The 21,033-nt window shown below is 66.1% G+C and carries 22 protein-coding genes; 15 read left to right on the top strand and 7 right to left on the bottom strand.

Annotated features, from left to right (window positions below):
• Positions 1-49: 49 nt before the first annotated feature.
• Complete coding sequence (gene ruvB / locus ACFSM0_RS11080) at positions 50-1,096, top strand: Holliday junction branch migration DNA helicase RuvB (RefSeq protein WP_377390297.1); 1,047 nt, start codon at positions 50-52, stop codon at positions 1,094-1,096.
• Between the two features lie 36 nt (positions 1,097-1,132).
• A complete protein-coding gene (locus ACFSM0_RS11085; RefSeq protein WP_377390299.1) occupies positions 1,133-1,543 on the top strand; it encodes a group III truncated hemoglobin in 411 nt (136 codons plus the stop codon).
• Here ACFSM0_RS11085 and ACFSM0_RS11090 read toward each other — a convergent pair.
• Both ACFSM0_RS11090 and ACFSM0_RS11095 read right to left on the bottom strand, forming a co-directional pair.
• Positions 1,540-2,541, bottom strand: coding sequence for a YcjF family protein (locus ACFSM0_RS11090; RefSeq protein WP_377390301.1), 1,002 nt, complete (start codon positions 2,539-2,541; stop codon positions 1,540-1,542). The two genes, ACFSM0_RS11085 and ACFSM0_RS11090, sit on opposite strands and share 4 nt — an antisense overlap.
• Positions 2,538-3,941: a YcjX family GTP-binding protein gene (locus ACFSM0_RS11095; protein WP_377390303.1), complete on the bottom strand. Its 1,404-nt coding sequence runs from the start codon at positions 3,939-3,941 to the stop codon at positions 2,538-2,540. The genes ACFSM0_RS11090 and ACFSM0_RS11095 overlap by 4 nt, the downstream gene beginning before the upstream one ends.
• Before the next feature lie 131 nt (positions 3,942-4,072).
• Between ACFSM0_RS11095 and truA the strand changes: the two genes are divergently transcribed.
• Positions 4,073-4,840 carry a tRNA pseudouridine(38-40) synthase TruA gene (gene truA / locus ACFSM0_RS11100; protein WP_377390305.1) on the top strand — a complete coding sequence of 256 codons (768 nt, stop codon included), beginning with the start codon at positions 4,073-4,075 and terminating at the stop codon, positions 4,838-4,840.
• Here truA and ACFSM0_RS11105 read toward each other — a convergent pair whose 3' ends face one another.
• From ACFSM0_RS11105 to ACFSM0_RS11115, 3 genes are all read right to left on the bottom strand, one after another.
• The gene (locus tag ACFSM0_RS11105) at positions 4,841-6,715 is read right to left on the bottom strand and encodes a polysaccharide biosynthesis protein (protein ID WP_377390307.1); all 1,875 of its coding nucleotides are present in this window, start codon (positions 6,713-6,715) and stop codon (positions 4,841-4,843) included.
• Positions 6,716-6,967: 252 nt separating this feature from the next.
• A complete protein-coding gene (locus ACFSM0_RS11110; protein WP_377390309.1) occupies positions 6,968-7,579 on the bottom strand; it encodes a sugar transferase in 612 nt (203 codons plus the stop codon).
• Positions 7,580-7,583: 4 nt separating this feature from the next.
• Positions 7,584-8,492 carry an NAD-dependent epimerase/dehydratase family protein gene (locus ACFSM0_RS11115; protein ID WP_377390311.1) on the bottom strand — a complete coding sequence of 303 codons (909 nt, stop codon included), beginning with the start codon at positions 8,490-8,492 and terminating at the stop codon, positions 7,584-7,586.
• A 167-nt stretch (positions 8,493-8,659) separates the two neighbouring features.
• Between ACFSM0_RS11115 and ACFSM0_RS11120 the strand changes: the two genes are divergently transcribed.
• The 12 genes from ACFSM0_RS11120 to ACFSM0_RS11175 all read left to right on the top strand — a co-directional run bounded on the left by ACFSM0_RS11120 (position 8,660) and on the right by ACFSM0_RS11175 (position 19,104).
• Complete coding sequence (locus tag ACFSM0_RS11120; protein ID WP_377390313.1) at positions 8,660-9,526, top strand: branched-chain amino acid aminotransferase; 867 nt, start codon at positions 8,660-8,662, stop codon at positions 9,524-9,526.
• Between the two features lie 93 nt (positions 9,527-9,619).
• Positions 9,620-10,075: a universal stress protein gene (locus ACFSM0_RS11125; protein ID WP_377390315.1), complete on the top strand. Its 456-nt coding sequence runs from the start codon at positions 9,620-9,622 to the stop codon at positions 10,073-10,075.
• A gap of 112 nt (positions 10,076-10,187) precedes the next feature.
• Positions 10,188-10,754 (top strand): NifU family protein, encoded by a 567-nt coding sequence (locus ACFSM0_RS11130; RefSeq protein ID WP_377390317.1) that lies wholly within the window; start codon positions 10,188-10,190, stop codon positions 10,752-10,754.
• Positions 10,744-11,358, top strand: coding sequence for a tRNA (adenosine(37)-N6)-threonylcarbamoyltransferase complex dimerization subunit type 1 TsaB (gene tsaB / locus ACFSM0_RS11135; protein ID WP_377390319.1), 615 nt, complete (start codon positions 10,744-10,746; stop codon positions 11,356-11,358). Before ACFSM0_RS11130 ends, tsaB begins: the two co-directional genes overlap by 11 nt.
• Positions 11,358-11,768, top strand: coding sequence for a GNAT family N-acetyltransferase (locus ACFSM0_RS11140; protein WP_377390321.1), 411 nt, complete (start codon positions 11,358-11,360; stop codon positions 11,766-11,768). The genes tsaB and ACFSM0_RS11140 overlap by 1 nt, the downstream gene beginning before the upstream one ends.
• 154 nt (positions 11,769-11,922) lie before the next feature.
• A complete protein-coding gene (locus ACFSM0_RS11145) occupies positions 11,923-12,912 on the top strand; it encodes a BMP family lipoprotein (RefSeq protein WP_377390323.1) in 990 nt (329 codons plus the stop codon).
• A 50-nt stretch (positions 12,913-12,962) separates the two neighbouring features.
• Positions 12,963-14,513, top strand: a complete 1,551-nt coding sequence (locus ACFSM0_RS11150; protein WP_377390578.1) for an ABC transporter ATP-binding protein — start codon at positions 12,963-12,965, stop codon at positions 14,511-14,513.
• Complete coding sequence (locus ACFSM0_RS11155) at positions 14,513-15,601, top strand: ABC transporter permease (protein ID WP_097068451.1); 1,089 nt, start codon at positions 14,513-14,515, stop codon at positions 15,599-15,601. The genes ACFSM0_RS11150 and ACFSM0_RS11155 overlap by 1 nt, the downstream gene beginning before the upstream one ends.
• A complete protein-coding gene (locus tag ACFSM0_RS11160; protein WP_377390326.1) occupies positions 15,601-16,569 on the top strand; it encodes an ABC transporter permease in 969 nt (322 codons plus the stop codon). The genes ACFSM0_RS11155 and ACFSM0_RS11160 overlap by 1 nt, the downstream gene beginning before the upstream one ends.
• Entirely contained in the window at positions 16,553-17,353 is an 801-nt protein-coding gene (locus ACFSM0_RS11165) for a purine-nucleoside phosphorylase (protein WP_377390328.1), read from the top strand. The genes ACFSM0_RS11160 and ACFSM0_RS11165 overlap by 17 nt, the downstream gene beginning before the upstream one ends.
• A gap of 72 nt (positions 17,354-17,425) precedes the next feature.
• Complete coding sequence (locus tag ACFSM0_RS11170; protein WP_377390330.1) at positions 17,426-18,346, top strand: sulfite exporter TauE/SafE family protein; 921 nt, start codon at positions 17,426-17,428, stop codon at positions 18,344-18,346.
• Positions 18,343-19,104, top strand: a complete 762-nt coding sequence (locus tag ACFSM0_RS11175) for a TIGR02186 family protein (RefSeq protein WP_377390332.1) — start codon at positions 18,343-18,345, stop codon at positions 19,102-19,104. The genes ACFSM0_RS11170 and ACFSM0_RS11175 overlap by 4 nt, the downstream gene beginning before the upstream one ends.
• Before the next feature lie 10 nt (positions 19,105-19,114).
• Here ACFSM0_RS11175 and ACFSM0_RS11180 read toward each other — a convergent pair whose 3' ends face one another.
• On the bottom strand, positions 19,115-19,351 hold the full coding sequence (locus tag ACFSM0_RS11180; RefSeq protein ID WP_377390334.1) for an Lrp/AsnC ligand binding domain-containing protein: 237 nt from the start codon (positions 19,349-19,351) through the stop codon (positions 19,115-19,117).
• 69 nt (positions 19,352-19,420) lie between these two features.
• On the bottom strand, positions 19,421-20,965 hold the full coding sequence (locus ACFSM0_RS11185; protein WP_377390336.1) for an ATP-dependent DNA helicase: 1,545 nt from the start codon (positions 20,963-20,965) through the stop codon (positions 19,421-19,423).
• Between the last annotated feature and the right edge of the window lie 68 nt (positions 20,966-21,033).

A 21,033-nucleotide genomic window follows, 5' to 3' on the forward strand; every position in this document is an offset into this window, starting at 1 on the left:
TATCCCGGGGGTGTGGGGGCAGCGCCCCCACGGACCCTGAAAGCAGACGATGACCGACCCCGACCCGACCCTTCGCCCCGACCGCCTCCCCGAGGATGCCGACCGCGCGCTGCGCCCGCAGGTGCTCGAAGACTTTATCGGGCAAGCCGAGGCGCGGGCAAACCTGCGCGTCTTCATCGAAAGCGCGAAGATGCGCGGTCAGGCGATGGACCACACGCTGTTTCATGGCCCGCCGGGCTTGGGCAAGACCACGCTCGCGCAGATCATGGCGCGCGAACTTGGCGTCAATTTCAAGATGACCTCGGGCCCGGTGCTGGCCAAGGCGGGCGACCTTGCCGCGATCCTCACCAATCTTGAATCGCGCGATGTGCTCTTCATCGACGAGATCCACCGCATGAACCCGGCGGTGGAAGAGGTGCTTTACCCCGCGATGGAGGATTTCGAGCTCGACCTCGTGATCGGCGAGGGCCCGGCGGCGCGCACGGTGAGGATTGAGTTGCAACCCTTCACGCTGGTGGGCGCCACCACGCGCCTTGGCCTGCTCACCACGCCGCTGCGCGACCGCTTCGGCATCCCGACGCGGCTGCAGTTCTACACCGAGGACGAGCTTGACCTGATCGTGAGCCGCGGCGCGCGCCTGCTTGGCATCCCCGCAGAGCCCGACGGCACCCGCGAAATCGCCAAGCGCGCCCGCGGCACGCCGCGCATTGCCGGGCGGCTTTTGCGCCGCGTGGTCGACTTTGCGCTCGTCGAGGGCGATGGCCGCCTCACCCGCAAGCTGGCCGACAATGCGCTCACCCGCCTTGGCGTCGACCATCTCGGCCTTGACGGGGCAGACCGGCGCTATCTGCGGCTGATGGCAGAGCATTATGGCGGTGGCCCGGTGGGGGTGGAAACGCTCTCCGCCGCGCTTTCAGAAAGCCGCGACGCGATCGAAGAGGTGATCGAGCCTTACCTTCTGCAGCAGGGCCTTGTGCAGCGCACCCCGCGCGGGCGCATGCTGGGCGCGCGCGCCTGGCGCCACCTCGGGCTCGATGCACCGCAAGCGCCCCATGCGCAAGGACCGGGCCAATCCGACCTCTTTGACGGGGCGTGACTGGACGCGCGCCGCCTTCGGCGTATCATTTCCCCCATGAACACCCTGCCGCCCCCCCGCTTCACCATTACCGAGGAAGAGATCGAGCGCGTCGTTGCGCGCTTTTATGCCCGTGTGCGCGCCCACCCGGAGCTTGCGCCGATCTTTGCCGCCCATGTCACGGACTGGGCGCATCATGAAGCCAAGATCGCGCGGTTCTGGAAGGGCTCGATCCTGCATCAAAAAGGCTACGAGGGCAGCCCGATGATCGCGCACCGCCGCGCGGGCGATGTCGCGGGCGGGCATTTCCCGCTCTGGCTTGCCACGTTCGATGCCGTGCTGCGCGAGACACTTGCGCCCGAGGCCGCCGCGGCATGGTCAGCCCTGGCGCACCGGATCGGCAAGGGGCTGAGGATGGGCGTCGAGGATGTCGGACGCCCCCCCGATGCCGTGCCGAACCTGCGTTAGTCGTCCTTCGCTTTCGAGAACACACCCGAGAGCGCGCGCCCGGTGAGGCTGCGCACCTTTGGCCGCGGCAAGGCGGAAAACGGCATCGGTCGGCAGACTTCCATCGCGGCAATGCCGACGCGCGCGGTGAGCGCGCCATTGACGATCCCCTCGCCAAAGCGGCGCGAGAGCTTGGCCGCGACATGGCCGCCCGCGACCGTGTCGATCAGATCGTCCCCCGCAGCGACCGCCCCCGTTGCCACCAGATGCGTCATCACCGTGCGCGCAAGCCGCAGCGCCCCCAGCGCCCCGGCCCGGCCCCCATAAATTTCCGCCACGCGGCGGATCATGCGGATATTGGCGATGAGCGCGGTTGCCACATCGGCAAGCGCAAGCGGAACGATCGCCGTGATCGTGCCCACCGTGCGCGCCGCCGCCTCCACCTCAAGGCGCGCCGCGGCATCGAGCGGCGCCATCAGCTCGGTCTCGGTCAGCAGCAAAAGCGTATGCGTATCAAGCTGCTCGGGCGCGCGCTCTTTCAGCTTCGAGAGCGACCATTCCATGTCGGGCCGCCCGGCATAGAGCTTTTGCAGCTTGCTCACCACCGCCCGCGCCGCCTTGAGCTGGTCATGCGCTGCCGCCTCGGTCACCTCCTGCTGGATCTTGTCGAGCCGGCCGAGCCGCGCGAAGGTCGAGACCTCGCGCATCGTCACCAGAAACGCGGCAAACAGGAACACCCCCACCAAGACGGAGGCGACCCAGCCAAGGATCGGGTTGGCGGCAAACAGCCCGTCGATGAATTGCCACAGCGCGATGGTGACGAAAAAGCCCACAAGCGCCGAGGTGGCCTGCCAGAAAAAGCGCGTGAGCCGTGAGCGGGGGCGGGTGGCGAGCCGGGCGGCGATTTGCATTGCGCGGCCCTGCGGCGCCTCTGCGGGCGTGGGGATATCGACAACGGGCGGCGCCTCCGCCGGAGAGACCGGCGGCGCATCAAGTTCAAATACGACCGGTTTTCTCATAGCTTGTCCCCGAACAGAAATTCTGCCGCGCGGTCGAGCCGGATATGCGGCGGGCCCTCGCCGGGGCGCAGCACCACCGGCGCGGGGGCAAAGCTCATCAGCCCGAAATCGGCATCAAGCCAGCTTTCGGCCCCCTCCCGCGCGGGCGCGAGAAGCTGCGCCGGGTCTTCGGGCAGATCGCCCGGATAAAGCGCGACCGAGCGCCCGTCCTTGAGCCGACCGCGCACCGCCGGAAGCTCCTCACCCTCATGCGGGATCATGTCTTCCGAGGTGGTGCGCAGGCTCGCAAGCGACATCGCCATGGTCTGCGCGCCTGCAAAATCCGCCCGGTCCTTCGCCTCGCGCAACAGCGCCTCGGTGATCGCGGTCAGCCGCGCGTGCTGGGCGTGGTGCAAATGGTCTGCCTTGGTCGCGGCAAAGAGGATCTTTTCGACCTTTTTCACCCCCATCAGCGTGAGCAAAAGGCCCGGCACACCGGGGCGGAAGGCGGAGAGGATGCCCGCCATGGATTGGCGCAGATCTTCAAGCGCGGCGGGCCCGGCGTGGATCGCGCCAAGCACATCGACCAGCACCACCTGCCGGTCGATGCGGGAGAAATGGTCCTGAAAGAAGGGTTTGATCACCTCGCGCTTGTAGGCATCGAACCGGCGCGCCATCTCCCGGCCAAGCGAATGGCGCGGGTAGCGGGCCGGCGGCACCGGGGCAAAGGTGAGCGCGGGCGAGCCCGCCATCTCGCCGGGCAGCAGGAACCGCCCCGGCGAGCAATCGGAAAAGCCTGCCTCGCGCGCGGCCTGCAGATGCCTGGTGAAGGCCTCGGCAAGCTGCTTTGCACGCGGCTCTTCCAGCGCGGCGTAAAGGTCCACCTCGTCGAGAACCCGCAGGAAGTCATCCGCGCCGGGCCGCCCCGGCAACCGGTCGAGCACCCCGGTCGACCAGTCGTCAAAGCTTTGCTCGATCAGGCCGAGATCGAGAAGCCACTCGCCCGGGTAATCGACAATATCCAGATGCACGGTGCGCAGCCCGCGCAGCCCGCCCAGAAGCCCGCCCGAGGCAACGCGGAAACTCAGCCGCAACTCCGAGACCGCGCGCGTGCCCTCGGGCCAATGCGGGGCGGGGCCGGTCAGATCGGCAAGATAGGCCTCATAATCGAAGCGCGGCACGGTATCATCGGGCTGCGGCTTGAGATAGGCGGCGCGGATACGCTCGCCCCCCGTCAAGGCCGGCATCCTTCCCCGGTCGAGCAGGTTTGCCACCAACGAGGTGATGAAAACGGTCTTGCCGGCCCGCGACAGGCCGGTGACGCCGAGCCGGATCACCGGCTCGAACAGGGCTTCGGAAACCGAGGAGCCAAGCCCCTCGATGCTGCGGCCGATGTCATCGGCAATCTCGGTGATACCCACTGCGCTGCCTTTCCTGTTTTGTAACAAGATAGGCGCGGCCCCCTGCGATTCACAGGGGCGAAAGCAGCGCAGGGGCGGCGGCACCGGCCAAGGCCATTGCGCGCCGGGCGGCGCCGCGCTATCGCCCGACCATGCCCAGATATGCCTTCAGGATCGAATATGACGGGGCCCCCTTTGCCGGTTGGCAAAGGCAGGCCGAGCAGCCCTCGGTGCAGGGGGCGATTGAGGCGGCCCTTGCACGCCTTGAGCCGCGCGCACACACGATTGCCGCGGCGGGCCGCACCGATGCCGGGGTGCATGCAACCGGGCAGGTCGCCCATGCAGATCTTGCGAAGGACTGGGAGCCGTTCCGCCTGTCCGAGGCGCTCAACCACCATTTGCGCCCCGCACCGGTGGCGATTACGGCTTGCGCGCGGGTGGCCGACGACTTTCATGCCCGGTTTTCGGCCACCGAGCGGCGCTACCTGTTCCGGCTGGTGGCGCGCCGCGCGCCGGTCGTGTTCGAGCGCGGGCAGGTCTGGCAGGTCCAGAATGCGCTCGACGCCGAGGCGATGCGGGCGGGCGCCGCGCATCTGCTGGGCCGGCACGATTTCACCACGTTCCGCGCGGCCATGTGTCAGGCGAAATCGCCGGTAAAGACGCTGGACGAGATCACGCTCGAAGAGATCGCCTTGCCGCAGGGCCGCGAATACCGGTTCCGGTTGCGCGCGCGCAGCTTTCTGCACAATCAGGTGCGCTCGATCATCGGCACGCTGGAGCGCGTGGGGGCCGGAAGCTGGGCCCCTGAAGATGTGGCCACAGCCCTCGCCGCCCAAGACCGCAGCGCCTGCGGCCCGGTGGCGCCGCCGCAGGGGCTTTACCTGACGGGCGTGGGCTACCCGTCCGATCCGTTTGGCTGATTATTCCGCCGGAACCTCGTGGTCGCGCTTGCGGCGCGCGCGCACGACCTGGCATTGCAGCGCATCCTCGGGCAGGCTCTTGGGCGCATATTCCGGCACGGCCCAGGCCACAGCGGCAATCGCATCGGCATCCGACCCGCGCTCGATCGCATCGCGCAGATCGCGCAGCGCCGCCGCCGTTTCCAGCTCGGACAGGTGGTCTTCGCGCACCGAGATAATTTTCGGATGCGCCGTCGTGGTCGCCCCGCGGCGCACCATCAGTTCTTCGTGCAGCTTTTCGCCGGGGCGCAGACCGGTGGTGACGATCTCGATATCGCCATCGGGGTTCGCGGCATCGCGCACAGTAAAGCCCGCCGCCGCGATCAGCTTGCGCGCAAGCTCGCCGATGCGGACCGGCTTGCCCATATCGAGCACAAACACCTCGCCCCCCTCGGCGAAAGAGCCTGCCAGCAGCACGAGGCGCGAAGCCTCCTGAATTGTCATGAAGTAACGAGACACATTCTCGTCGGTCAACGTCACCGGGCCGCCACGGGCGATCTGCTCCTGAAACAGCGGCACCACGGAGCCCGAAGAGCCAAGCACATTGCCAAAGCGCACGATGGAAAACAGGGTCTTGCCCGGACGCGCCGCGAGATCTTGCACCACCAGTTCGGCAAAGCGTTTGGAGGCGCCCATCAGGTTGCCCGGCCGCACCGCCTTGTCGGAAGACACAAGCACGAAGCGGCGCACCCCGCCATCGCGCGCCGCCCGCGCCAGAACCGCCGTTCCAAGCGTGTTGTTGGCAAGCCCCGCGCGCGGATTGACCTCGACGAGGGGCACATGCTTGTAGGCCGCGGCATGGAGCACGATCTCGATCTCATGCTCGGCCAGCACCCGGCGCACCTGCACGGCATCGGCCACCGAGCCCAGCACCGGCACGATTTCCACGCCCACCGCCTCGGCGAGCACCCGCAATTCGGCATCGGCATTGTAAAGCGCAAGCTCGGAGAGTTCGAACAGCACCAGCTTGCGCGGCCGGCAAGCCACGATCTGGCGGCACAGCTCAAGCCCGATGGACCCGCCCGCACCAGAGATCATCACATTGGCGTCGCGATAGGCGTTGCACCCCGCGGAAAGGTTCTGACAGAGCGGATCGCGGCTCAAAAGCGCGGCCGGCCCCACCGGGGTGAGCATCTTGCGCAGCTCCGCCCCGCCGTGCCATTGCGTGAACGCGGGCAGGCTCTGCACTTGCAGGCCAAGCTTTTCGAGACGCTTTGACAGGAAAGTCTGTTTGTCGATCGAGAGCGATGGCATCGCAAGGATGATGCGGTCGACCTTGTAGCGCTCGACCACCTTGCCCGCCTGCGCCCCCGGATAGACCTGCAGCCCGTTGAGCGTCATGCCGCGCAGGGCCGCGTTGTCATCGAGAAAGGCACAGACCACAAAATCATCACTCTTGCGCAACTCATGCGCGAGCGCCATGCCGGTGCGCCCCGCCCCATAAATGGCGACGCGCTTGAAATTGCGGGAATGCCGATAAATTTCTGTGAGCACCCAGATCAGTGTGACACGGCTCAAAAAGAGGCCGATGAAGCACAGCAGGCCAAAAACCACATACACACCGCCCGGCAGCGCAAGCCCTGCCACGCGCGCCTGGACAAAGGAGCCAACCGCCAGCACGACCGCGAGCAGCACCGAGAGTGCGATTGCGTTGCCCTGATAATCACGCAGCCGCCGCCGCGAGAGCCCGAGCGCAACCGAGAGCCCGCCTGCCGTCACGAGCAGGGCCGGCAATTGCACCAAAGTGCTGCGCAATCCCCCCGGCAGAGGCGGTCCGTCAATCGTCAGAAGCACCAGCGCCAGCAGGTAGGATGCCGCCACGAGCAGAATATCCATGGCAAGCAGGATAACTGCTTTCTGGCGCCTGCTCAGTGATATGATGGACTTGACGAACACGTCCCGTCCGTCCCCCTATATTAATTTCTGTCCGACAATACCCCGCAGACGACTCGGGTCAACCATGTGCAGGCGCAGAAAACCACAACTAGCGATTTCATGCCACAGTATGCCATTACTTACCCCGTGCGCCCTTTGCGCATGGGCATACTTTCGCCTGCGCAGCCAAAATCAGCCCTGGCGCGCCTTTCGCTATGTGCGCCCGAGCATCCGGGCGATGGTGCGCCCGATCAACTGCAAGTCGAAACACACCGAGGCATGGGCGGCGTAAATTCCGTCCAGCCGGGCCTTGGCGGGAATGCAGCGCGCGCAATAGATCTGGTCTGTCTGCGCGGCAGAGCGGCTGCGCGCCAGCAGCCATTCCTCATGGCGATGATAATGGATCGAGGCGAGCCCGGTCACGCCGGGGCGATTTTGCAGCACGCGCGCATAAATTTCGGGAAACCGCTCAACATAAAGCCGCAGCGGCGGGCGTGGCCCGACAAAACTGATATCCCCTTTCAGAATATTCCATATTTGCGGCAGCTCATCGAGCCGGTAGCGCCGGAGCATTTTTCCCGCCGGGGTGATCCGGGCCGCCTTGTCGCCCCCAGAGACCCCGGCATCAGTGGCCACCACCGTCATGGTGCGAAACTTCCAGAGCCTGAACCCCTCGGTCGGGGTTTTCATCCGCTCCGCAGCATAAAACCACGGTCGCGGCTGGGTGAGCATCAGCACCAGAAGCACGGTGGCGGCCATCCCCCCGATCGGCAGCAGGAGCAGGAGCGCGAGGCATATGTCGAACAGCCGCTTCGAAACGCTCATGTCGTCACCCCTCTGCCTGCCCGGCATCGCTTTGCCGCGCGCGCAGGGTTTCAAGCTCGCGCCAATCTGCGACGATCCGCCGCGCCGTCGCACCCTCTTCCGGCACAAGGCCAAGGCGCTGCGCGCGTGCCACATCAAGTTCGACCTGTGCAATCGCCGTCGCGGGCGCAGGCTCGGCCTGCCAGGGCTGGTCATCGGCCTCAAGCAGCGCCTCCATCCCCACGGTGCCGGGCAGCGCAAGGTTGATCACCTCGGGCAGATCGGCCCCGGCGGTGGCGAGCCGCACAAGCCGCGCCAGCGCCCGCACCAGCGCTTGTGGCCCGATGTAGCTGCGCCGCGGGGCACGCCCGTCTTCAAAGACATGGAGCGTCCTTGCCGCCGCGGCGGGGTGGCCAAGAAGCGCATCCGCGCCCGCCACATTGCCGATGCGCACAACGACCACGCCCGGCGCGCTTGCCACAGCGGCCTCCATCTCCACCTTGGCGCGCCCGTAATCGGAAACCGGCGCGACCGGCGCATCCTCCCGGCAAAGCCCCTGCGCAAGGCCGTAGACGGCCGCCGAAGAGGCGAGGACAAGCGGGCGCCCCGCCGCCGCGCGCAGGGCAGCGCGCGCCAGATCGGTGGTGGTGGCCAGATGCGCCGCATCGCCCGCAACCGGGGCGGCGAGCATCAAGACCGCATCCACACCGCTCACGGCTGCTGCAAAGGCTTCGGCGTCGCGCAGCGGGTCGAACACGAGATCTGGCCCGCCGAGCCCCGCGAAAGCCTCTGGGCTGCGCGCCTGCCAGAGCGGGCGCACGCCCGCCCCCGCCAGCGGCCAGGCCCGGCGCAGCAGCCGCCCGAGCCGCCCCGAGCCGCCGACCACGAGCAGCCTGGGCGTGGCAGGAGGGCTGATCTGAAGATCCTTGCGCATCGGGCGCCTTTCGCCGGTTGGGTCATCGTCGCCAGCGATAGCACCTCACGGAGGCGGCACCAACCACTCACGCGCCGCCTTCTGCCGCAGCAGAATTGATACAATCCGTGCTCTGGACCTTTGCGGCACAGGGTGCTTAGCATCCGGCCACGAAAAGGAGACGACAAATGGCATTCGGCACGAATATCCGCACATGGTTCGAGGGCAAATGGCACGAGGGCGATATTGCGGTTATGCGCGCCGCCGATCACGGGCTCTGGCAGGGCTCTTCGGTGTTCGACGGAGCGCGGCTCTTCGAGGGGCTGATCCCCGACCTTGACCTGCATTGCGCGCGCGTCAACCGCTCGGCGCAAGCTCTGATGATCACGCCGACGATTTCCGCCGAAGACATGGTCGAGATCGCGCGTGAGGGTCTGCGCAAATACGCGCCCGATGCAGCGGTTTATGTGCGCCCGATGTATTGGGCGATTGACGGCTCCGAGCTTGGCATTTCGCCGCTCGAAGATTCCACCCGCTTCGCGCTTTGCCTCGAAGAGGTGGCGATGCCGCCCGCCGACAAGGCGACCACGCTCACAACAACCCAGTTCCGCCGCCCGGTTCTGGCCGACAACGTTTGCAACGCCAAGGCGGGCTGCCTTTACCCCAACAATGCGCGGATGCTGGTGGAGGCCAAGCGCAAGGGCTTTGGCAATGCGCTCGTGTGCGATGCGATGGGCAATGTGGCCGAGACCGCCTCGGCCAACATGTTCATCGTGAAAGACGGCGTGGCGATGACGCCGATCGCCAATGGCACCTTCCTCTCCGGCATCACGCGGGCACGCCACATGGCCAACATGCGCGCCGCGGGCATGGAGGTGCACGAATGCGTGCTCACCATCGAGGATGTGCGGCAGGCCGACGAGGTGTTCCTTTCGGGCAACTTCGCCAAGGTCACCCCGGTGAGCGCCTTTGACGATGTCACCTATGGCGACCACCCGGTGACAGACCGGATCCGCAGCCTGTATTGGGATTTTGCGGCAAGCCACCGGCTCTGAGCCGGGATCGGCGGCCCGGGTCGAGGAGGGCCCGGACCGCAGTTGCCAAAACGCATCGGGAGGGTGATCATGGCGGCAATGCCGGAGGTGCGTATGCGCAAGTTTCTCGTCGTGCTCGACCAGACCCGTGAATGCCTCAATGCGATGCGCTATGCGGCGATGCGCGCCGCGCATACGCATGGGGGGGTGACGATCCTCGCGATCATCTCGCCCGAGGAATTCCAGCACTGGATCGGGGTGGCCGATATCATGCGCGCCGAGGCGCGCGAGGCGATCGAGGCGCATTTCGAGGTGTTTGCCAAATGGATGCGCGACAAGCAGGGGGTGAACCCCGAACTCGTGATCCGCGAGGGCGATCCGGTCTCTGAAATCCTCGCGCTCGTGAATGAAGACCACGAGATCGGGGTGCTGGTGCTGGGCGCGGGCACCGAGAAAGCCGGGCCCGGCCCGCTCGTGACGCAGATGAGCCGCAACTCCGGCAACCTGCCGATTCCGGTCACCATCGTGCCGGGCGACATGTCCAAGGAACGGCTTGAGGCGATCACCTGAGCCCGCTCTGCCGGCGTGGCACCCCGCGGGGGGTGGGGCAAAAGGTTTCGCCCCCAAAACTTGACGAAATTGGTCAGAGCGCGCATATCTGCCCCAAGCCAAGGAGGCGCCGATGTTCATCCAGACCGAGACCACCCCGAACCCCGCCACGCTGAAATTCCTGCCCGGGCTCGATGTGCTGGGCGAAGGCAGCGCCGATTTCACCACCGAAGAGGCCGCGCAGGTCTCGCCGCTCGCGGGCCGGATCTTCCGGGTTGCAGGCGTGAAGGCGGTGTTTTTGGGCGCCGATTTCGTCACCGTAACGAAAGACGAGGCAACGGACTGGGCCCACGCCCGCCCCGCGATCCTTGGCGCGATCATGGAGCATTATCAATCCGGCCAGCCGGTCTTGATGGGCGCGGCGGCCGGTGGTCACACGGAAGGCGGCGCCGATGACGGCGAGGATGGTGCGATCATCTCCCAAATCAAGGAGTTGCTCGACACGCGCGTGCGCCCGGCGGTGGCGCGCGACGGGGGCGACATCACCTTCCACGGTTTCGAGAAGGGCATTGTCTATCTGCACATGCAGGGCGCCTGCGCGGGCTGCCCCTCCTCCACCTATACGCTGAAGATGGGGATCGAGAACCTCCTGCGCCACTATATCCCCGAAGTGAGCGAGGTGCGCGCCGTTGCCGGCTGAGCCCGTCATTCTGGCCTTCGACACATCGGCCGCGCATTGCGCGGCCGCTTTGCTTGCGGGCGAGCGGGTGCTGGCCGAACGGGTCGAAGAGATGGCGAAGGGGCAGGCCGAACGGTTGATGCCGCTTCTGGAAGACCTGCTCGCCGGCGCCGGGCTCGGCTGGCGCGATCTTGCCGCGCTTGGCGCGGGCATTGGCCCCGGCAATTTCACCGGCGTGCGGATTGCCGTCTCCGCCGCGCGGGGGCTCGCCCTGTCGCTCGGCATTCCGGCGATTGGCGTTTCGAGCTTCGAGGCGCGCGCCGAGGGCACGCCCCGCCCCGTGACTGTGCTCCTTGATGCGCGCCGCGGCGAGGCCTATGCGCAACGTTTTTCGGAAACCGGCGCCGAGCCGCCACGGCTTGCGCCGCTGGAAAGCCTGATGGAAGAGGGGGCGGGCAGCCCCGTGATGGCCCCGGAAGCGCGGGCCGCCTATCCGCTCGCCGTGGCGATCGCCCGCGTCGCGCGCCGCCGCCTTGGCACCGCGCAACCGCGCCCGGCGCCGCTTTATCTGCGTGGCGCCGATGCCGCGCCGCCCTCCGACGCGCCGCCAAAGCTGCTCGACTGATGGCGCCGGAGGCGCTGGCCGCGCTGCATGCTCTTTGTTTTTCCACGCCGCGCCCGTGGTCGGCGGCGGAATTTGCCGAGCTTCTGGCCTCGGCGCCCTGCTTTTTGCTTACGGAACCCGGCGGCTTCCTGCTGGGTCGGGTCATCGCAGATGAGGCCGAACTGCTGACCCTTGCCGTTGATCCGGGCGCGCGCCGACAGGGCAAGGCAGCGCGACTCATGGCGCAATTTGCACAAGCCGCGCGCGCGCGCGGCGCCGCAACGGCCTTCCTTGAAGTGGCTGCGGGCAACAGCCCCGCGCGCGCGCTTTATGCGGCAACGGGATGGCAAGAGGCAGGCCGCCGCAAGCGCTATTACCACGCGCCAGACGGCACGACCGACGATGCGCTCGTGCTGGTGCTGACGCTTTGAGCAGCCCCCGCTCAAGCCGCCCCCCAAGCTGATACGTCTGCCAAAATCCCGCTTGACCCTCTCCCGGTTTCGCGGCCCTATCGATCTGGTCCGCGGGCTTGGCCCGCCAAGAGCGTTCCGCATCGGAATGCATAACATTGACCGGGAGAGATCCATGACGATGATGAAACAGCTTCTGGGCGCGGTCGCCACCCTGGCGCTTTGCGCGGGCGCCGCCGCGGCCGACCCCGCGCTGATCTTCGACCTCGGCGGCAAGTTCGACAAATCTTTCAACGAGGCGGCCTTCAATGGCGCCGAGAAATGGGTGGCGGAAACCGGCGGCAGCTACAAGCAGCTTGAGATGCAATCCGAGGCCCAGCGCGAACAGGCGCTGCGCCGCTTTGCCGAATCGGGCGCGAACCCGATCGTGATGACCGGCTTTGCCTTTGGCGATGTGCTCAACACCGTGGCGCCGGATTACCCGGACACCAAATTCGTCATCATCGACATGGTGGTCGATCAGCCCAACGTCCGCTCGGTCGTGTTTCAGGAGGAACAAGGCTCCTATCTTGTCGGCATGATGGCCGCGATGGCCTCGAAAACCGGCACCGTCGGCTTTGTCGGCGGCATGGACATCCCGCTTATCCGCAAGTTTGAATGCGGCTATGCGCAGGGCGTGAAGGCCGTGAACCCCGAGGCGAAAGTGGTGATGAACATGACCGGCACCACCCCCGCCGCGTGGAACGACCCGGTGAAAGGCTCCGAACTCACCAAGGCGCAAATCGCGCAGGGCGCCGATGTGATCTATGCAGCGGCGGGCTCGACCGGGCTTGGCATCCTGCAAACCGTCGCCGACGAGGGCATTCTCGGCATCGGCGTCGACAGCAACCAAAACTACATGCACCCGGGCCATATGCTGACCTCGATGGTCAAGCGCGTTGATCTGTCGGTCTATGAGGCGTTCAAGGATGGCCCGGCGCTTGAGACCGGCCTCGTTGTCTCGGGGCTCAAGGATGAGGGCGTGGGCTATGCGCTCGACGAATATAACGCCGATCTGATCACCCCGGAGATGAAAGCCGCGGTCGATGCCGCCGCCGAAAAGATCAAGGCGGGCGAGATCGCGGTGCATGATTACATGGCGGACAACACCTGCCCGGTGGAATGATGACTCTGGGCAAGGCTTCGGGGCGGCAGGCAACTGCCGCCCCTTCAAACATGCAGGCCGGGGCGCCGGCCATCGAATTGCGCGGCATTTCCAAGGCCTTCGGGCCGGTGCAGGCGAACAAGGACATCTCGATCCGGGTGATGCCCGGCACGATCCATGGCATCATCGGCGAGAATGGCGCGGGCAAGTCGACGCTGATGTCGATCCTTTACGGCTTTTACCGCGCCGATGCGGGCGAGATCTTCATCAACGGCCGCCCCACCACCATCACCGACAGTCAGGCCGCGATCCGCGCAGGCATCGGCATGGTGTTCCAGCATTTCAAGCTGGTGCAGAATTTCACCGTGCTCGAGAATGTCATTCTCGGCGCCGAAGAGGGCGCGCTTTTGCGCCCCTCGCTCGCCAAGGCACGCAAGACGCTCGCCCATCTCGCCCAGGAATACGAGCTTGAGGTGGACCCCGAGGCGGTGATCGAGGCGCTTTCGGTCGGCCATCAGCAACGGGTCGAGATCTTGAAGGCGCTTTACCGGCAGGCGGATATCCTCATTCTCGACGAGCCGACCGGCGTGCTCACCCCCGACGAGGCGGACCACCTGTTCCGCATTCTGCGCGGGCTGAAGGCGCAGGGCAAAACGATCATCCTGATCACCCACAAGCTGCGCGAGATCATGGAGATCACCGACAGGGTAAGCGTCATGCGGCGCGGGGAGATGGTGGCCACGGTCACCACCTCCGAAACCTCGCCCGAGGCATTGGCGGAGCTGATGGTGGGGCGCAAGGTGCTGCTGCATGTGCCCAAGGCGGCCCCGCAACCCGGCGCAACGGTGCTCGACGTCGAGAACCTGCGGGCGACGGATGGCGCGGGCGTTGCACGCCTCAAGGGCGTCAGCCTGAAAATCCGCGCAGGCGAGATCCTGGGCATTGCCGGTGTGGCGGGCAATGGTCAGTCCGAGCTACTTGACGTGTTGGGCGGCTTTGCGCCCGGCAAGATCGAGGGGCGCGTCAGCCTCTTGGGGCAAGATCTGGTGCTTTCAGGCCCCGGCGCCACCGGCCAGACCCGGCGCGCCGCGGGCATTGCCCATGTGCCCGAAGACCGCCATCACCTTGGCCTCATTCTCGACTTTGCGGCTTGGGAGAACATCGCCTTCGGCTATCACGGTGCGCCCGACTATCAGGCGAACGCGCTTTTCATGGATAATGACGCGATCATCCGCGACACCGAGGGCAAGATGGCGCGCTTTGACGTGCGCCCGCCAAACCCGCAGCTGCCCGCCAAAAGCTTCTCGGGCGGCAACCAGCAAAAAATCGTGCTCGCCCGCGAGATCGAGCGCAACCCGGTGCTTTTGCTCGTTGGCCAGCCGACCCGCGGCGTTGACATCGGCGCGATCGAATTCATCCACCGCCGCATCGTCGAGCTGCGGGATGCGGGCGCGGCAATCCTTCTCGTCTCGGTCGAGCTGGAGGAGATCCTGTCGCTTTCCGACCGGATCGCGGTGATGTTCGACGGGCAGATCATGGGCGAGCGCCTGCCCGATCAGACCAATGAGCGCGAACTGGGCCTTCTGATGGCCGGGGTCGCGACCGAAGCAGGGGCCGCGTGATGGCAAAACTCCCAACCTGGGCCGACCTCGTTCTGGTGCCGCTCATTTCGCTTCTGCTGGCCGCGGTGATCTCGGCGCTCGTGATCCTTGCCATCGGCGGCGATCCGGTCGAGGCGGTGACGGTGATGGTCGATGGCGCGCTCGGCTCCCCTTACGGCTGGGGCTATACGCTCTATTACACCACCTCGTTCATCTTCACCGGGCTCGCGGTAACGGTCGCCTATCACGCCGGGCAGTTCAACATCGGCGGCGAGGGGCAGGCGCAACTGGGCGGGCTGGGCGTGGCCCTGGTCTGCCTTGCCCTGCCTTGGCCGCACTGGTCGATTGCGCTTTTGGCGGCAAGCGTGGGGGCCGCGCTTTTCGGTGCCGCCTGGGCGGCGATTCCGGCCTGGCTGCAGGCGAAGCGCGGCTCGCATATCGTCATCACCACGATCATGTTCAACTATATCGGTGCGGCGCTCATTGTTTACATGCTGGTTGAGGTGCTGCGCCCGATCGGGCAGATGGACCCGGCCTCGGCACGCTTCCCGGTTGGCGCGAAGCTCCCGAACTTTGGGGAGATTCCGGGGCTTTCGCTCATTTTCTCGAACAAGGTGCCCGCGAATGTGAGCTTTTTCGTGGCCATTGCTGCCTGCTTTGCGGTCTGGGCGCTTTTGTGGCGCACAAGGCTCGGCTACGAGATCCGCGCCTTCGGCAAATCTGAAAGTGCTGCGGTTTATGCCGGGATCTCCCCCACCAAGGTGATCATGCTCTCGATGCTGATCTCGGGCGGGCTCGCGGGGCTGATGGCAATCAACAACGTGATGGGGGAGAGTGAGCGGCTGGTGCAGAACGCCTCGGAAGGGGCGGGCTTCATCGGCATCGCCGTCGCGCTGATGGGGCGCAACCATCCGTTTGGCGTGTTTCTGGCCGCGCTTCTCTTCGGCTTTCTCTATCAGGGCGGGGCGGAAATGGGGCTCTGGACCACCATTCCCATTGAGCTGCGGCTTTTGGTGCAGGGGCTTGTGATCCTCTTCACCGGCGCGCTCGACACGATGGTGCGGATGATGCTCACCCCCTTCTTCCGCACAGCCCGGGGGGCCGCGTGATGGATTATGCAACGCTGATCGAAGTTCTGGGCTCCACCCTGCGGCTCGGCACGCCCCTGCTGCTGGCCTGCCTCGCCGGGCTCTTTTCCGAGCGCGCGGGCATTTTCGACATCGGGCTCGAGGGCAAGATGCTGATGGCGGCGATGGCCTCGGGGGCGGTTGCCGCCACCACCGGCTCGGCCTGGATCGGGCTTGGCGCGGGCATCTTTGCCTCGCTCCTTTTTGCTGGCGTGCACGGGCTCGCCTCGATCACCTTCCGCGGCAATCAGCTCATTTCCGGCGTGGCGCTCAATTTCGTTGCCTCCGGCGCGACCGTGCTGATCGCGCAGACGCTCTTTGGCCAAGGCGGGCGCACCCCGCCGCTTTCCGGCGCGGCGCGGTTTTCCCCGATCCAGCTTCCCGGGGTCGAAACGCTGGCAGCCGTGCCGGGCTTTGGCCCGTTTTATGCCAAGGTGCTCTCGGGCCATTCGATCCTCGTTTACATCGCCCTTCTGTGCGTGCCGCTGACCTGGTGGCTGCTCTACCGCACCCGCTTCGGGCTGAGGCTCCGTGCCGTGGGCGAGAACCCGGAATCGGTCGATACCGCCGGGGTCTCGGTGATCCGGCTGCGCTATACCGCCGTGATGCTGACGGGCGTTCTGTGCGGCATCGCCGGGGCCTATATGGCCACCTCGCTGCAGGCAGGCTTTGGCCGGGAGATGACGGCGGGGCGCGGTTATATTGCGCTTGCCGCCCTCATCTTTGCCAAATGGCGGCCCTGGCAGGCGCTCTGGGCCACCATGCTCTTTGGCTTCCTGCAGGCGATTGCGCTGCGCCCCGATGTGATCGAGGGCACGCTGCACATGAAGATCCCGGTGCCTGCGCTCGATGCGCTGCCCTATATTCTCACCGTGATCGTGCTGGCGGGCTTTGTCGGGCGCGCGATCCCCCCCCGTGCCGGAGGCCAACCCTATGTCAAAGAGCGCTGAGCTCGCCGCCCTCATCCGCACCCGCGCCGGCGCGGAACCACCGCGCTTCGGGCTCATTCTCGGCTCGGGGCTCGGCCATCTGGCCGACGGCATCGAGGGCGTGGCGATCCCCTATGCCGATTTGCCGGGCTTTCCGCAGGCGGGCGTATCCGGGCACAATCCGAAACTCGTGATCGGCATGCTTGAGGGCGTGCGCGTCGCCGTTTTCGGGGGGCGGGTGCATTACTACGAACACGGCGATCCGGCCGCGATGCGCCTGCCGCTTGAAGTGCTGCGCGATCTGGGCTGCGAGAGCCTCTTGCTCACCAATGCGGCCGGAAGCCTGCGCCCCGATATTGGCCCGGGCGATGTGATGCTGCTCTCCGATCACATCGCTTTTGCCGGCACCAATCCGCTGATTGGCGAACCGACCGACGCGCGCTTCGTGCCGATGACGCAAGCCCATGACCCGAACCTGCGCGCTGCACTGAAGGCGGCGGCGGCAGCCGAGGGGATCGCGCTTCCCGAAGGGGTCTATTGCTGGTTCTCCGGCCCCTCGTTCGAGACGCCTGCCGAAATCCGCGCCGCCAGGGTGCTTGGCGCCGATGCGGTCGGCATGTCGACCGTGCCCGAGGTGATCCTCGCGCGGTTCCTTGGCCTGCGCGTCGCCGCCGTTTCTGTCATCACCAACATGGGCGCGGGAATGGCCGATGAACAGATCAGCCACGCGCAAACCAAGGCGATGGCGCCGCTCGGCGCGAAAAAATTCGAACACATCCTGCGGCGGATGCTGAAAACCGCTTAACCCGGCGGCAAGCCGCTCTTGCTACGCTGGCGCTTGCGCGTCATGCTGCAAGAGCAAAGCCGAAGCATCGCCATGCAGATCTATCTTCCCATCGCCGAAATCTCGGTGAACATCTTTTTGCTGCTGGGCCTTGGCGGGCTCGTGGGCCTTTTGTCGGGCCTTTTTGGCGTGGGCGGCGGCTTTCTGATCACGCCGCTGCTCTTTTTCATCGGCATCCCGCCCGCCGTCGCCGTGGCGACCGGCGCCAATCAGGTGGTGGCCTCCTCGGTGACGGGCGTGCTCGCGCAGTTCAAGCGCAAGGCCGTGGATGTGCCCATGGGGCTCGTGTTGCAGGCGGGGGGCCTTGTCGGCTCGGGCCTCGGCATCGTGCTCTTCAACTACCTGACCCGGCTTGGCCAGCTCGACCTTGTGGTGCAGCTCTCCTATGTCGTCTTTCTTGGCTCCGTCGGGCTTTTGATGTTGCAGGAATCGGTGCGCGCGCTGCGCCGCACCCGCCGCACGGACCTGCCCCGGCCCAAGGCGCGCAATCACGGGCTGATCCACAAGCTCCCGCTCAAGGTGAAGTTTCGCACCTCCGGGCTCTATATCTCGGTGATCCCCCCCCTTCTCGTCGGCATGGCGGTGGGCGTCCTCGCCGCGATCATGGGGGTGGGCGGCGGCTTCATCATGGTGCCCGCGATGATTTACCTGCTCGGCATGCCGACCAAGGTGGTGATCGGCACCTCGCTCTTTCAGATCCTGATCGTCTCCGCCTTCACGACGATGCTGCATGCGATCACCAACCAGTCGGTCGATGCGATGCTGGCGCTTTTGTTGATCCTCGGCGGGGTGATCGGCGCGCAGATCGGCTCGCAACTTGGCGCGCGCCTGAAGGCGGAACAGCTGCGCATCCTGCTTGCGCTTCTAGTGCTGGCGGTCGGCGTGAAGCTTGGGCTCGATCTGCTGCTTCCCCCGGGCGAGCTCTACAGCCTGTCGACAGGGAGCGTGCGATGATCCGCGTTCTCGCCACGCTCCTTGCCCTGCTCTGGCTCGCCCTTCCCGCCGCAGCGGAAAAGGTGGTGGCCGGTCTCAGCGCCGAGGACATCGGGCTCACTGCCTCTTTTGACGGCTCGACAGTGCTGATTTACGGCGCGATCAAACGCGATGCGCCCGAACCCGAGGGGCGGCTTTCCGTCATCGTCACGCTGGAAGGCCCGCTCCAGCGCGTTACCGTGCGGCGCAAATCGCGCGAAGTCGGGATCTGGGTCAATACCGGCAAGATCGTCGTGCCGGAGGCGCCGAGCTATTACGCCGTGGCCGCCTCCGCACCTTTGGAAAAGATCCTGCCGCCCACCCTCGACGCGCTTGAGCGGATCTCGCTGCCGCTCGCGATGCAGAGCTTTGCCGGGCCGCTCGGAGAGCATGACACCCGCCCCTATGCCGAGGCGCTGATGCGGATCCGCTCCGAGCAGGGCGCCTATCAGCTCAAGATGAGCCGGGTCAAACTGGTGCAGGACACGCTTTTCCGGGCCGATTTCGACCTGCCCGCAAATCTGATCGAGGGCGATTACAAGGCGCGGATCTTCCTTTTGCGCGCCGGCACGCTGATCGACCGCGCCGAGAGCCGGATCCGGGTGCGCCGGGTCGGCCTTGAACGGCTCGTCTATACGCTCTCGCGCGAAAAGCCCGCGCTTTACGGCGCGCTCTCGCTGGCGCTGGCGATCTTTGCGGGCTGGGCGGCCTCGGCGCTGTTCCGGCTGATCCGGCGTTAAAACGCCCCGCTCAGAACGCCTTGAAGGTCATCGTCGTCAGGGTGCGGCTGATCCCCTCGATATCAAAGAGGTTCTGGTTCAGCCAATGGCCGACATCTTCCTCGTCGGGCACATAGACCTTCGCCATCAGGTCGAAATCGCCCGAGGTGGAATAGAGCTCGCTCACCACTTCGCGGTCATAAATGGCATCGGCCACGGCATAGGTCTTGCCGGGCTGGCAACGGAACTGAACGAAAACGCAACGCATCGGGCCTCTCCTTGGTTGGGGCAAGATTAGGCAAGCGCGACGGAAAGGGGAAGGCCGAACCGCGCGGGCTCACTCCTGCTCTTCGGCCTCAAGCTTCAATGTCGCCGCGCCGGTGGGCAAATCCTCGATCCCAAGCGGCGCCGAGGGGCGCGCCAGCCGCGCCTGCGTCACCCACATCAGACGGTGCTCGGCGCGCGTGATCGCCACATAGGCGAGCCGCTTCCAGAGCGGAATCCCCGCCTCGCTGCGCCCGGTGCGGAAGGCGGCATAGATGTCGGGGGCAAACACCTGCACATCGGGCCATTGCGACCCTTGCGCCTTGTGGATCGTCACCGCCGCGCCATGCAGGAACGTGGCCCCCATCCGCGCCGCAAAGGGGATGAAGGGTTCTTCCTCGTCGGGCATCTCGATCTTGACGATCGAGGCCGCCGAAAGGCGCGGATCTTCCGCCCCGATCACATGCAGGCGCGAAAAGCCGGGCTTCTTGCCGGGGCCAAGGTAGATCACCTGCGCGCCCTTGATCAGCCCGCGCGCCTCAAGGTCGATGCGCTTCTTGCGGTGCTTGAGCGGCAGTTCGATCCCGTCGCAGATGAGCGGCTCACCGGGCAAAAGCGCATCGGCGGGCGCGCCGTGGGCCGCGCGAAACGCCTGAATGAGGCGGATGCGGGTGGCGTTGCGCCACACCAGCACCGGCGAGCGCGCCATCAGATCGCTTTGCACCCGCTCGGCGCGCACCACGCGGGCGTCACGCGCCGCCGCCTCTGCCACCATCCGCTCGAACGTGTAGAAATCGAGGCTGTCATCGGCGAGCGCATGCGCCAGATCGAGGATCGGGTTGTCATCGGCCTGCCGGTGAATGCGGTGGAGCGCATGGACCGACGCCTCGGGCAGCCGCTCAAACGACATGTGGCCAGACTGGTTCACCGGCGCAAGCTGGGCCGGATCGCCAAAAAGCACCAGCGTCGGGAAGATCTCTTTCAGGTCGTCGAACTGGCGTTCGTCGAGCATCGAGGCCTCGTCGACAAAGCCGATGTCGAGCGGATCGTCGCGCCGCTTCCAGCCGGAGATGAAGTCAGAGCCCCGAAGCCCCGCCGCAGCCAGCGCCCCGGGGATCGAGGCATTGGTCTCGTAAAACGCTTTCGCCCGGTCGAGCGCAAGATCGGAAAGCCCGTCGATCTTCAGAAGCTCAAGGTCGGGCCGCTCCCCCTGCCCCGCCAGCCACTCGGCGATGCGCTCATATTCCTCATGATAAACCGGCGTATAGAGAATGCGGTGGATCGTCGTTGCCGGCACGCCGCGCGAGCGCAGCACCGAGGCCGCCTTGTTGGTGGGCGCAAGGATCGCGAGCGTGCGCCGCTCCTTGCGCCGCTTGCCCTCCCAATCCCCCGAGACGATCTCCACCCCCGCCTCGGCAAGCGCCTTGTAAAGCTGGGCCAGAAGCAGCGTCTTGCCCGAGCCCGCCTTGCCGATCACCGCCATCACCCGCGCCGCGCCGCCGTCGGGCATCAGCGTGCCATCGAGAAGATCAACCCCCGCCGCCTCCAGCGCAGCGGCAACGGCATCCCAGGCCTCGGCCTGATCCTCGGAGAATGTGAGTGTGGCGGGCACTGTCATGGCGCGACCTTACAGGGCGTGCCGGGGGACCGGAAGGCGCTCCATTCATCTTGCCACAAATATCCTCG

Origin of the sequence: Rhodobacter lacus (assembly GCF_042683065.1) — a bacterium.
Taxonomy (GTDB): domain Bacteria; phylum Pseudomonadota; class Alphaproteobacteria; order Rhodobacterales; family Rhodobacteraceae; genus Rhodobacter; species Rhodobacter lacus.

Bases quoted from the DNA above. Each gene is read 5' to 3' on its own strand.
- ACFSM0_RS11175 (WP_377390332.1), top strand. From the start codon at position 18,343: ATGATCCGCGTTCTCGCCACGCTCCTTGCCCTGCTCTGGCTCGCCCTT.
- ACFSM0_RS11115 (WP_377390311.1), bottom strand. From the start codon at position 8,492: ATGCGCAAGGATCTTCAGATCAGCCCTCCTGCCACGCCCAGGCTGCTC.
- ACFSM0_RS11180 (WP_377390334.1), bottom strand. From the start codon at position 19,351: ATGCGTTGCGTTTTCGTTCAGTTCCGTTGCCAGCCCGGCAAGACCTAT.
- ACFSM0_RS11130 (WP_377390317.1), top strand. From the start codon at position 10,188: ATGTTCATCCAGACCGAGACCACCCCGAACCCCGCCACGCTGAAATTC.
- ACFSM0_RS11110 (WP_377390309.1), bottom strand. From the start codon at position 7,579: ATGAGCGTTTCGAAGCGGCTGTTCGACATATGCCTCGCGCTCCTGCTC.
- ruvB (WP_377390297.1), top strand. From the start codon at position 50: ATGACCGACCCCGACCCGACCCTTCGCCCCGACCGCCTCCCCGAGGAT.
- ACFSM0_RS11125 (WP_377390315.1), top strand. From the start codon at position 9,620: ATGCGCAAGTTTCTCGTCGTGCTCGACCAGACCCGTGAATGCCTCAAT.
- ACFSM0_RS11155 (WP_097068451.1), top strand. From the start codon at position 14,513: ATGGCAAAACTCCCAACCTGGGCCGACCTCGTTCTGGTGCCGCTCATT.
- ACFSM0_RS11170 (WP_377390330.1), top strand. From the start codon at position 17,426: ATGCAGATCTATCTTCCCATCGCCGAAATCTCGGTGAACATCTTTTTG.
- ACFSM0_RS11140 (WP_377390321.1), top strand. From the start codon at position 11,358: ATGGCGCCGGAGGCGCTGGCCGCGCTGCATGCTCTTTGTTTTTCCACG.
- ACFSM0_RS11145 (WP_377390323.1), top strand. From the start codon at position 11,923: ATGACGATGATGAAACAGCTTCTGGGCGCGGTCGCCACCCTGGCGCTT.
- ACFSM0_RS11090 (WP_377390301.1), bottom strand. From the start codon at position 2,541: ATGAGAAAACCGGTCGTATTTGAACTTGATGCGCCGCCGGTCTCTCCG.
- ACFSM0_RS11165 (WP_377390328.1), top strand. From the start codon at position 16,553: ATGTCAAAGAGCGCTGAGCTCGCCGCCCTCATCCGCACCCGCGCCGGC.
- ACFSM0_RS11120 (WP_377390313.1), top strand. From the start codon at position 8,660: ATGGCATTCGGCACGAATATCCGCACATGGTTCGAGGGCAAATGGCAC.
- ACFSM0_RS11160 (WP_377390326.1), top strand. From the start codon at position 15,601: ATGGATTATGCAACGCTGATCGAAGTTCTGGGCTCCACCCTGCGGCTC.
- ACFSM0_RS11085 (WP_377390299.1), top strand. From the start codon at position 1,133: ATGAACACCCTGCCGCCCCCCCGCTTCACCATTACCGAGGAAGAGATC.
- ACFSM0_RS11185 (WP_377390336.1), bottom strand. From the start codon at position 20,965: ATGACAGTGCCCGCCACACTCACATTCTCCGAGGATCAGGCCGAGGCC.
- ACFSM0_RS11105 (WP_377390307.1), bottom strand. From the start codon at position 6,715: ATGGATATTCTGCTCGTGGCGGCATCCTACCTGCTGGCGCTGGTGCTT.
- truA (WP_377390305.1), top strand. From the start codon at position 4,073: ATGCCCAGATATGCCTTCAGGATCGAATATGACGGGGCCCCCTTTGCC.
- ACFSM0_RS11150 (WP_377390578.1), top strand. From the start codon at position 12,963: ATGCAGGCCGGGGCGCCGGCCATCGAATTGCGCGGCATTTCCAAGGCC.